This is a genomic window from Leisingera sp. JC1 (assembly GCF_001679925.1).
GTDB lineage: Bacteria > Pseudomonadota > Alphaproteobacteria > Rhodobacterales > Rhodobacteraceae > Leisingera.
This window is the reverse complement of sequence record NZ_LYUZ01000143.1, coordinates 1-10,190: the sequence shown is the minus strand read 5'-3', so window position 1 is coordinate 10,190 and position 10,190 is coordinate 1. Positions and strand designations below refer to the sequence as shown.

General features: G+C 48.1%; 9 protein-coding genes and 1 pseudogene. 5 read left to right on the top strand and 5 right to left on the bottom strand.

Annotated elements, in window-relative coordinates:
• Positions 1–135 precede the first annotated feature (135 nt).
• The gene (locus A9D60_RS23160; RefSeq protein ID WP_141118037.1) at positions 136–423 is read right to left on the bottom strand and encodes a hypothetical protein; all 288 of its coding nucleotides are present in this window, start codon (positions 421–423) and stop codon (positions 136–138) included.
• 135 nt (positions 424–558) lie between these two features.
• Here A9D60_RS23160 and A9D60_RS23155 point away from each other — a divergent pair, with 135 nt between their 5' ends.
• Positions 559–1,236 (top strand): tyrosine-type recombinase/integrase, encoded by a 678-nt coding sequence (locus A9D60_RS23155; RefSeq protein ID WP_254656786.1) that lies wholly within the window; start codon positions 559–561, stop codon positions 1,234–1,236.
• Here A9D60_RS23155 and A9D60_RS26345 read toward each other — a convergent pair.
• The 4 genes from A9D60_RS26345 to A9D60_RS25780 all read right to left on the bottom strand — a co-directional run bounded on the left by A9D60_RS26345 (position 1,233) and on the right by A9D60_RS25780 (position 6,125).
• A complete protein-coding gene (locus tag A9D60_RS26345; RefSeq protein WP_141118036.1) occupies positions 1,233–1,574 on the bottom strand; it encodes a hypothetical protein in 342 nt (113 codons plus the stop codon). The genes A9D60_RS23155 and A9D60_RS26345 overlap by 4 nt on opposite strands.
• A 519-nt stretch (positions 1,575–2,093) precedes the next feature.
• On the bottom strand, positions 2,094–2,873 hold the full coding sequence (locus A9D60_RS26340) for a hypothetical protein (RefSeq protein WP_141118035.1): 780 nt from the start codon (positions 2,871–2,873) through the stop codon (positions 2,094–2,096).
• A gap of 13 nt (positions 2,874–2,886) precedes the next feature.
• Entirely contained in the window at positions 2,887–5,226 is a 2,340-nt protein-coding gene (locus A9D60_RS25785; RefSeq protein WP_083194339.1) for a S8 family peptidase, read from the bottom strand.
• Positions 5,223–6,125, bottom strand: coding sequence for a S1 family peptidase (locus A9D60_RS25780; protein WP_141118034.1), 903 nt, complete (start codon positions 6,123–6,125; stop codon positions 5,223–5,225). Before A9D60_RS25780 ends, A9D60_RS25785 begins: the two co-directional genes overlap by 4 nt.
• A 634-nt stretch (positions 6,126–6,759) precedes the next feature.
• Here A9D60_RS25780 and A9D60_RS23140 point away from each other — a divergent pair.
• The 4 genes and pseudogenes from A9D60_RS23140 to A9D60_RS23130 form a co-directional block, all read left to right on the top strand.
• The gene (locus A9D60_RS23140) at positions 6,760–8,130 is read left to right on the top strand and encodes a tyrosine-type recombinase/integrase (RefSeq protein WP_083194337.1); all 1,371 of its coding nucleotides are present in this window, start codon (positions 6,760–6,762) and stop codon (positions 8,128–8,130) included.
• A 277-nt stretch (positions 8,131–8,407) separates the two neighbouring features.
• On the top strand, positions 8,408–9,064 hold the full coding sequence (locus A9D60_RS25775) for a glycosyltransferase (protein WP_083194336.1): 657 nt from the start codon (positions 8,408–8,410) through the stop codon (positions 9,062–9,064).
• A 10-nt stretch (positions 9,065–9,074) separates the two neighbouring features.
• Positions 9,075–9,689: an acyltransferase gene (locus tag A9D60_RS25770; protein WP_175393024.1), complete on the top strand. Its 615-nt coding sequence runs from the start codon at positions 9,075–9,077 to the stop codon at positions 9,687–9,689.
• 287 nt (positions 9,690–9,976) lie between these two features.
• Positions 9,977–10,190, top strand: a pseudogene (locus A9D60_RS23130) (hypothetical protein); the annotation flags it as partial.

Genomic DNA, 10,190 nt, shown 5'->3' with positions numbered 1-10,190 from the left:
CGCCATCCTCGATCGGCTGATCCACAACGCGCACAGATTGCCTCTCGAAGGTCCGTCGATGCGCAAGACCCGCGATGCCCCCGCGGCCAAAACCATTGACGAACAAACCGACACCTGAGATGTCAGATCAAACGCTCAGCATCCCGCGCGAACTTTGTCCGCGCACCCCGGAATGACTGTCCGCGTGCCGTTGGAATGGCTGTCCGCGAAGCCCGGAATGCGCAAGTACTGTTTTGCTGGAACCCAGTAGCGCTGGCTTGTTTGAGCCACGTTGGCAATCGGCGCGCGGCTCGTGGCCTGCCGGGTGCAGGCGTCAACATCCCGGTTCCGTTGAAGCGGCGTGATACCTTCCTTGTACTGCAATTCGGTTGTGACACACCCAGAGCAGAGCAAAAGCCCCAGCATCCAGCCCATTTTGCGCATCGCGTAACTCCTGTAGGATCAAACAGAATTCCCCATTCTGTTCAGCGCCTTGCAAAAGGTTGATTTTGCGATTGAACAGGAGTCGTTGCTTCATGTAGGATTCCGGTAAGGGTTGCTTCGGCAATCTCTACACCTTTGAAACAAAGGGTATTTTTTCTTCACCGAACAGAATGGGGAAGACTGTTCGGCGGGAAAAGGCAGACAAACCTCAACGAAAGCAAAAGCATCCTGGGCGAAGTTACAGCGCGCACCAAGGGACATATTTTGATGTCCGGGCCGTCGCTTCTCACCTCCACCGGCCACCGCAAGTATCTCAACGCCGTTGAACGTGACCGCTTTATTGCTGCTGCTCATGCTCAGCCAGACAAAGCCTGCCTGTTGTGCCTGACATTGCTATGGACAGGCGGGCGGTTATCTGAAGTTTTGGCACTGAAGCCAGAACACATATCCCGTGATGAAGGGGCTGTGATCTTCCGGACGCTGAAGAAACGCGGCCAGATTGTTTATCGGCAAGTCCCGGTTCCGAGATCTCTGACCACTGCCCTGTCAGAAGGTAGAGAGGCTCTGTTCCCCTGGCAGCGCACCCAGGCATGGACCATCGTAAAATCAGTCATGCAGGAGGCTGGTATATCTGGCCCTCAGGCAACCGCCAGAGGTTTGCGTCACAGCTTTGCTGTTCATGCTGTCACTCGTGGCGTACCGCTTCACCTGATACAACGCTGGCTGGGGCACAGCCGATTGGAGACCACTGCAATCTATAGCCAGGCACTCGGGCCGGAGGAACGGCAGATTGCAGAGCGGATGTGGGACTAAAACTGGGATTGTTCCCAGGCGTTAGCGATATCTTCAAAGCACCATTCCCGGAAGCCACCTGAGGAGAGGGACTTTCGGCTGAAGCAGCCATTGAGGCCGCTCTTTACCTTGAACTGCTGGAACCAGGACTGTGATCGAGGTTTACCGCGCGTGTTTGTCTTGATGCTGCGAATATGCAGCCCGTTGGCCCATTGATCACGCGGATTGGCAACAGACCGACGATCTGCAAGGTATTTCCGCAGTTTGCGGATCACCACTTCATTCGGGTCAGTGCTCAGTTCCGACTTAAAGTTATCAATGACCTCTTGAGCAGCTTGTTTAGCTGCTTCGGTCAGCATGTGTTGGAGCTCATGCTCCAGAAATATCATGGCAGGTTGCCCATTCATATATATACCCTTTATCTGATTTAACGAAAAAGGGCGCCACCCGGCGCCCCAAAATAAAAAAGCCGCACAGTTGCGACGTTGAAAATATTTGATCACAAATGTCCCGTTTTGTCAAATTTTTTTCGTGATGAAACGTAAACGATAAGGTGGACGCCTTTTCTTTGTAGGCATTTAAACGGCACTACTTTGGAACACCTCAATGCCGTGAGGGCGTCCACCCCAATACCCGCGTCAAGCCAGTCTCCTCCGGATCGGTCCTAAAATCCTCGAGCGTTCAGCGCTTGCGCCGCTTCGCGACCTTCTTTGAGTAGATACCTTGCTCTAGGCTCAGCATCGCAGTCGAAAGCTTGTGATCGATACATCGCAGCTCGCGTGGTGTGCGTGTTTGTGGAACTCCCGTAATGAATTTGCCCCTTAGTGCCCCTTTCATTCCGATGAATGAAACGCACCTTCAAACCGTAGAAACAACACCTAGCCTTCTTCGAGAACAGAACTGTCTTGCCCAGTTTCGGCTAGTTTCTCTTCCGCTTGCTGTGCCGGAATGTCTGGGTTTTTTCCACTCGGTGGGTTTTCAGGAGTTTTAACGGGAGAAATGGCTAAACAAACAGCTAGTTCCTGAATATAACGGGTCAGCGCCGGTGTCCCGGCTGTATCTTTCTCTTCAGACACAATCTGACCCAAGCCATTTGTGAACTCCGAGAACAAACCAGTAAACGAAGGATTGTTCCTTACCAATTCAGTTCTGGTTATGATCTGGGCATCTAATATGGCAGCCCGTGTCGCAGCGACTGCTGAATCTTCTTGAGTTTTTAAATCTCCAAGCCCATTTGCGATACCTGCCTTGGCGGAAATACAGTTCAACCTTTTTGCACCCGCGTAAATAGCCTGAATCGAACTCTGACTGCCATAGCGCGCAGCAACGATGGTTGCTGCTATACCAGGTAACGCACGATTTGTTAGAGTTACGTCACTTGCTCCTATCGCCACGCCATGAGCTGTTGCTCCAGCTGATAAAATTGCAAGCCCGGCTGAAGTCTCTTGGACAGTGGTCACCTTATTTGCAGCATTCAGGTAACTATATGACAGCGCCGCTGCTTTTTGACTGCCTTGTTGGAGAGTTCTTATATCATGGTGCGTGCGGTTGGTCGAAATTTTGGCAAGTTCCGTCGTTGATTCAGCTTCTTTTAAAAACGTTTCAGCACAGCCTGAGAGAAGAAGTACGGATGAACAGGTTAGTAGTATTGAGCGCATGGCAGCATTTTCCTTACTGTTGCTGGGCGTGTATTTCGAGTGCCCGCCTAAAATGGCTAGGGACAATGCGAGTCACGCCTTTTAACGCGAACTCTTCGATTTTGCCCCCCTTCTCGTGTTCAATGAATCGTATCTTTTCGTTTGGATTGAAAAGACATTTCCGATCAGAGTCGGCAAAAAACTTCTGATCCCAGACCTCGGCATTACTCCCTTCGATCTTTCGCCAAAGCGCAAATTTGCTGACATCGCGCAATCCTCCCGAACCACGTAAACCTGATGAAGTTGCGGAACAGATTGGAAGAACCACGCCCTTGAGGTCGTCATCTTGTGCAATTAGTCTACCGCGCTTCATGACTTCATTGCCATTTTCGTCTAGAACCCAAATAAGGTCGGAGAAGACATCAATTGCCGCTGCCGGATCTAAAATTCTACCGTACTTAGATCGTTCGAACAAAGGATCATCAGGGTCGCTAACCTTTGCAGTCGCAAGAATGCGTTCTCGAACCTCCGCAGCTTTTGTGTAACCTAAGGAAAAAAGCATACCCGCAACAAAACTCACTTGTGGGGCGGCAATCGACGTACCTTTCATGCAAACTGGGCTGGCATTACCATCCAATGACACCACTCCTACCGATGGAGCAAGAATGTCTACCAACTCTCGATGGTGTGTTGAATGCCTCCAAGGAACAGATTGACCCGCATCGTCTTGCTCAATGCCGCCTACGACTAAAACCTGGCTAGAGCCTACATGCCCACTAGAAGACGCAACTTCGTAGGGAAAACTGGATGCGGACTGCGAAATAAGTTGGCCGTCATTTCCCGCTGCCGCAACGATCATGCGATCATGGCGACCGACACAATAATTGCTTGAAGCAGGATTTACAAAGCAGCCAATCTTACCCTTTGCCGTGGAACTATTGCTGTATGTGAAGGCCAAACTCATATTGACCACGTTGTAGTCGAGATCCATCGCGTATTGGATCGCTTTGGACACATCACCGTCACGCGCGCGAATTTTCCCTGTCTCAATACTATTAATCCTAGCGAAACCGATTCCGACATAGCGATGTAAATCGAGTTCGGAGCCTATGAGGTTAGGACCTCCCGCAGCCAATACGCCTACAACTCCGCCGTGATCTGGTTCGTACCGGGGCGGCATGCGCTCTGTCTTCACTGGCTCAAGTCCACCAAGCGCCTCAAATGCGCTACACTCACCGTGTTTTGGACTTGTAACAATCCCAAACGGGCTAACACCGGCGCTGCCGCTCACGCCGAGATCACATGTAACTCTGGTGTCTTTGCTAGTTTGTCCGGTCCAAAAATATCCACGCCTCAAAGTGTGCGTAATGTCAGGCTTCAAAAACCGTTTGAATGTTTCGTGTTCAGCAAGTGCTGTTGACAGTCCACTGTCGACTATAAGGACTCGCGCGCGGTTTGGAGCGTGTATTCCTGCAAGTTTGAGCACTTTTTCATTGTGCTGCATGGCGACGTGAAACGCTTCAATAGCCATTGGCCAAGTATCGCTAACATTACATTGACCGTCTTCTGCCCCGAGAAGTTCAAAACCATCAGGAAGATCTTGCGCTACATCCATTGGTTCGGTGGCTTCGTTGAACGTCGCTCCTGAACTTGCAAATGCGCGGATAATTTCAAGCTCTTCAACTTCCGACAACCTGTCTGCAGGAACTCGCACAGACGTTGTGCCAAGTTGCCGAAGATCACTTTCTAAACGGGCAAAGATCTCATCTAAACCGGTGCGGTTAATTCGCACGGTTTCAGCGGGGAGACGTACCGTTTCTGGAGCTTCTGCTGAGATTGCAATACCCAACCGCATCACATCTGTGTTGCTCAACGGCAAGGCCCACGCCTGGGAGGCAGCCAGTGAAGGCACTGGAGAGTTTTCGAAAATCGGTACACCAGGGGCACTGGTGATGTCTTCTTCCTGTGGTTCTCTACCTGACCCTAAATCAGGAATACCAAGGCGCGCGGCGAAGTCGGAGGTTCGGTCTATAACAGCGAATGATTGGCCCTCTTGATTGGCTATAAAGAGCGAGTTGTTGTCTTCAGACGAGTTCGAGCGTGAACTTTGTAAGCTTTTCTCTAAATCCTCGAGATTGATTTCATCAAAAGTATTCTCAGGAGCTTCTGGAGACAGTCTAGCCGTGCTGAGAACAGCAAGTTCGCTACCAGGATCGAGTACATTAGCAATGATCTGGCGCTGTTTCGGTGTCAGAGTTTCACCTGAAAATGAGAACCGCAATTCATCCTGGGCTTGCGCTTCGGACGTAAAAATTGTGATTATGGGCCAAGCAGCTATGATGAGAAGTTTCTTCTGAAACCGGTATGAATTCATCTACAGTCCTTCCTGTAGACGACGCCTTTGTACTCCAAACCGCATACCGGAGTATCAAGCTCTGTTACAAACGCTCTAAATAGCTCAAGACCGGTGTTTGAAGCAGTGGCGGAAAACCAAGAAAGTCTTAACGTATCGTGTGTTCTTGAATTGACTCCTACTATTAACGGTCGATCAGTAGGTCCGCCGGTTCCTGTCATAAAAACTGGACCGCCACTATCGCCACTACATAACAAAGCGCCCGTGGCGGGGTCTTGAAGTGAAGCCTTAGTAAAAAACGCTGTTTTTTCAACTGGTACCACAGCCGGACGCTTCACAACTTCGGCGTAACCATACAGTAATATATTACTTGAAGGGCCGCCCGTCCGAGTGCATCCGTAACCCGTGAGCATTGGTACTTGACCAGGCATCGGACGGTTTTCAACGTCCACTGTCTCGAACACCGAAACTTCAGTTACTTTTTTCGCCAACCTGCAAAGCGCCCAGTCATTTGCGTGTTCAGGGCCGGAATTGTAGGCTGAATGATGATAGCATTTCATTGAAATATTATCGCCATTCACTCTCACAGAATATTTTTTGGAACCCAAGCAATGGGCGGCAGTCAATAATGCTTGAGGACCGACAAGTACGGCGGTGCATTTCCTCTTCCCATGGCTAAAGAACTTTAATACGCCTGGAAAATTTTTTGCACTCAAGACCCCGACCGCGCCTTTAACTCTCTGCTCCACATCGATTCCATCTTGCTCTCTTGGATCGAGAAATTTCATTTCCACGTCTTGCTCAAGGGCTTCCACAAGAACCGATTGCTCACCTTCCTCAGCCGATAAATTGCCGTAACCCACGGAAAGACAACTGAAAATTATAATAGCTTTGCCTACGAGAGAGGTTTTCTCAGACATGCACGCCTCAAGATTGAGCAAGTAGAAGTAGTGTAACGTGATCAAATGAATGCCCTCACGTCAACTTCTTTTTAACCCTACCTGTTTTGCTTAAGAAAATGACTGCTTTATAACACCTTGACCTTGCGCGTCTTTGTTTCGAACCCAGGTTTCGTTGGAAGGGGAGGCACCCGCCTGTCCGAGATGCGGCTGACCCACTCTACCTACCTGAAAATCATCAGCTGGGGCTAGCTCAGCATGATACTCGACGGCTGCAGCCACTACATCACCTCTTGGAAACTCTCGAAGATGAAGGCTGAGGCTGTGACGGGCACTAAATAAATATTTGAGTTTTACAGAGAGCAAATGAGGCAAGTAAGAAACGCGTACATGAAACGTACATAGGCATGAGCTGACGACGATTGTTTTGAATAAGTATTTGAAATATTTGGTGGGCCGTACAGGGCTCGAACCTGTGACAAACTGATTAAAAGATGCTTTCTTGCAAATACGGAATTTTCTCAAAATGCCCTTAAGTTGTTGATTTTCATTATGCTCTTATAATTTTTCAAAAAATAATATTTGCAAATTTTTCACAAAATATGGCAAAATGCGTACATGAGACGTACATGAGAAACAAAAAACTGAAGGAATTTTGGCAAAATTATACCTCACCGACACCCTCGTCAGAACAGCAATTTGCGCACCAGAAAAATCTCAAGAAATTATCCGAGATTCACCCCTTGGTGTAGATGGAAAGATGCGCAGTGACTCGGCGTCCGGTTTAGGTATCAGAATAACAAGTCAAGGTGCCAAATCATTCATCCACAGCTATCGCTATAATGGAAGCGCTCGAAGGAAAGTAATTGGCACTCCTGGAAACATGAATGTTTCCTCGGCCAGGTTGATTGTTAGCCAGCGCAACTTGGAAATAGACCAGGGCATTGATCCGGACAAGAATTCACGTACCGATTATCGGAAGAAGCATGCGGACACCCTCGGGGAGGTGATTGATGAATATTATGACCAACACCTGTCTTCAAAGAGTAAATCATATCGTGCTGAATTTGGTCGCTTGGTCGCACCCTGGACATTAGAGCAACCTAAGAATCCACATCGAGGGAAGAAGCGCCAGCGTAAGGTCATCATCGGTGAGGTTCTCAAAGATGCACGCATGACCGACATTACACCAAGGCATGTAGGCCCATACATTCAGAAAATTCAGTCTGATAGCGTTGCGAATTGTGCCTTACGACAGCTCAAAGCGCTCTTCAACTGGGCGATTCGCATGCAAATTGTTGATATGAGAAACCCTTGCGACCCGTTCACACAGAGAAAGATCATCAAACAGCGCAGAGATTATACACCAGAGCAGGTCCGAGAAATCGCGTGGCATGTGTTTAACCCGCCCATCTGTCCTACTGTTGATTTGGATGAGCTCCAAGGAAATGAGAAGCGCCTTACAGCTCTAAAAGTGGGGCAACTCACTCAACAACACGAGCAGCTAACAGAGCTCTGCGCCTTCATGGGGATTTTGTTTCTCACGATGGCGCGGCCAACAGAGGTGAAACTGGCGAAGTTCGAGCACTTCGATCTGGAGCGCCTCATTTGGCACAAACACAACACCAAAGGTATCAAGCTCTCTCGCAACCGGTATGAGTACGCATACCGTTCTGTGCCCATCCACCCCAAGGTGGCTGAGTTGGTAAGCCAGCAACATAACCGTTGGCCAGATAGCGAACTTCTCTTCCCGAACCATACCGATCAAACGCAGCCCAGAGATAACTTTAATCGAGCCATACAGCGCTTTAAAAAGCTGGATGGAGTTCCTGAGTACTTCCAGCTCTATGATCTCAAGCGCATGGCGATTTCACTAATGATCACTGGTCAAGGAATACGGCGAGAAGATGTGTCGCACTATGTTGACCATAAAGGAAATCTTGACACCACTTTAATATACGACCTAGGTTTTGTGGACCCGTTGCGACCGTTGACTCAAAAGCTAGCGGAATTATTGAAGGTATAAGCTGAGTCTTTTTTCTCAGGTTTCTTATAGAAACATATTGATGTAGAAACATCACACCCACTCGATACCAGCGGAGACGTTACCGTCTTCCAATGACAAGGATCATTTCTAAAGTTAGGAGTACTTCACCTCAACATTAAATGAACACCTGCATCTCAGACCCCTCAAAGGAAAAATTGAGACAACATTTACAAATGGACATTCCACCGAACACATCTCAAGTTGAAACGAACAGACAAGTTCCACAAAGAATTCACAAAAAAACTAGAGATACACAATGTACAAATCAAACAGAATCGACGCCCTAATACCTGCATTAAACGAGCAAGATACCGTAGGTGATGTGGTTCGTGCCCTACAAGAAAACGACAGAATAAACAAAATAATTGTTATTGATAATGGGTCCACTGATAAAACTGCTGAATGCGCTATAAGCGCAGGTGCGAAGGTCGTTTACGAGCCAAGGCGCGGCCTAGGGAATGCTATTAAATCTGGATTGAAACATTCCACGGCTAGGTATTGCCTCAAAACTGATGCAGATATAGACAATTGGTCTCACAGTTGGGTCAATAAGTTAATTAGAGACGTTAACCAAATAGCTCTCTCTAGGGCTATTTTTACTTCTCCCTATGATGATTTTCCCGTCACGAACCTAGTCGTCAAACCTTTCTTAAAGAGAGCACATCCCGATTGGAGCAACATTCCGTTACCAATAAGTGGAACATTTCTCTTTGATCGCCAAAAGTTCAATATGGAACAGATCTCAGACAACTGGGCCTTTGACATCTCCCTACTAGTTCAATGCTTGGAAAAAAACTTGCCATACAAGAACCACAACATCGGTGTTCTTTCTGACAAGAGAAGAGGTATTGAGCACTACATCCCAATGGCTGATGATATTATCGAATATTTCATCGAGAAATTTTGGGAGTAAAGACGATTCTATGAGCGTACATATAGATTCCTCCGCTAAACTTTCCAATAAAGTTTATTTTTCTGGAAAGGCATTCATCGGCCCAAATTGCATTTTAGGTTACTTTGGCTTCCAACACTCCAGCTGGGATGCCGATGAATTTGCAAGGCTGGAAGAGATAAAGAAAACTGAAATTGGCGACAATGCTCGCGTACTGGGAAATTCAGAAATTTGCTCAGGCAGCAAAATTGGGAGGGATTTTCGCTGCGATTACAACTGCCTAGTAGGAGAAAACTCCAAACTAGGTAATAATGTAGTTGTCGAATATGGCGCAAGAATTTATGACAACTGCAATGTGAAAGACAATTGCACCATCGGAGGGTTTATTTGCAATGGATCTACAGTAGGCGCAGGATCAGTCGTTCAAGGAGCCTTAGTGCATGCTAGAACTTTGCCAGGGCTAGAAGATGCCCCGACAATTGGAGAAAATTGCCTTGTCGGTACGAACTCAACGTTAGTAGGAGCAATAACCATGGCAAATTCATCGGTTCTAGCGGCTGGCTCCGTTCTACTTGAATCCACAGAAGAAGGTTATCTCTATGCTGGAAACCCTGCTCGGAGAATAAAAATCGCTACTTGGTATTGACAGAAGTTTCTCCATAAAGTTCGTGCATCAGGTCAATTGATAGATAGCCCGGGTTTGAATTGTCTGCTGCGTAAGCTCTGAAACCTCTAGGGGAGTTATCCTGCACCTTTAAAACTGCAACTTTTATCTTGGACCCTTTTTGAAGCTTCTGAGAGAGAGCACGCCTTTTTTGTTGTGAGAGGTTCTTCAACCAATACACAGCTCCATACGTTCCGAGAGCGGATATTCCGGGACTATCCTGAATTTTGTGCCCCGGCGTGGTAGCTCACTTTTGAGGAGACCCACGTATGAGCATAGACAAAGACCTGTTGGACCGGCTGATGGAAGGGCGTTCGCCCGGCGACCTTTTCGGCAAGGAGGGCATTCTTTCCGAACTGACCAAGGCGCTTGCGGAAGAACTGACCAAGGCGCTTGCGGAACGTGCGCTGAGCACCGAGTTGGACGAACATCTCAGCGAAGAGCGCGCGCAGGAGCCGCCTGAAGGCCAGAACCAGCCCGCCA

Excerpts from the sequence above, each read along its gene's own strand:
- A9D60_RS23160 (WP_141118037.1), bottom strand. The coding sequence starts at position 423 with ATGCGCAAAATGGGCTGGATGCTGGGGCTTTTGCTCTGCTCTGGGTGT.
- A9D60_RS26345 (WP_141118036.1), bottom strand. The coding sequence starts at position 1,574 with ATGCTGACCGAAGCAGCTAAACAAGCTGCTCAAGAGGTCATTGATAAC.
- A9D60_RS26340 (WP_141118035.1), bottom strand. The coding sequence starts at position 2,873 with ATGCGCTCAATACTACTAACCTGTTCATCCGTACTTCTTCTCTCAGGC.
- A9D60_RS25785 (WP_083194339.1), bottom strand. The coding sequence starts at position 5,226 with ATGAATTCATACCGGTTTCAGAAGAAACTTCTCATCATAGCTGCTTGG.
- A9D60_RS25780 (WP_141118034.1), bottom strand. The coding sequence starts at position 6,125 with ATGTCTGAGAAAACCTCTCTCGTAGGCAAAGCTATTATAATTTTCAGT.
- A9D60_RS25775 (WP_083194336.1), top strand. The coding sequence starts at position 8,408 with ATGTACAAATCAAACAGAATCGACGCCCTAATACCTGCATTAAACGAG.
- A9D60_RS25770 (WP_175393024.1), top strand. The coding sequence starts at position 9,075 with ATGAGCGTACATATAGATTCCTCCGCTAAACTTTCCAATAAAGTTTAT.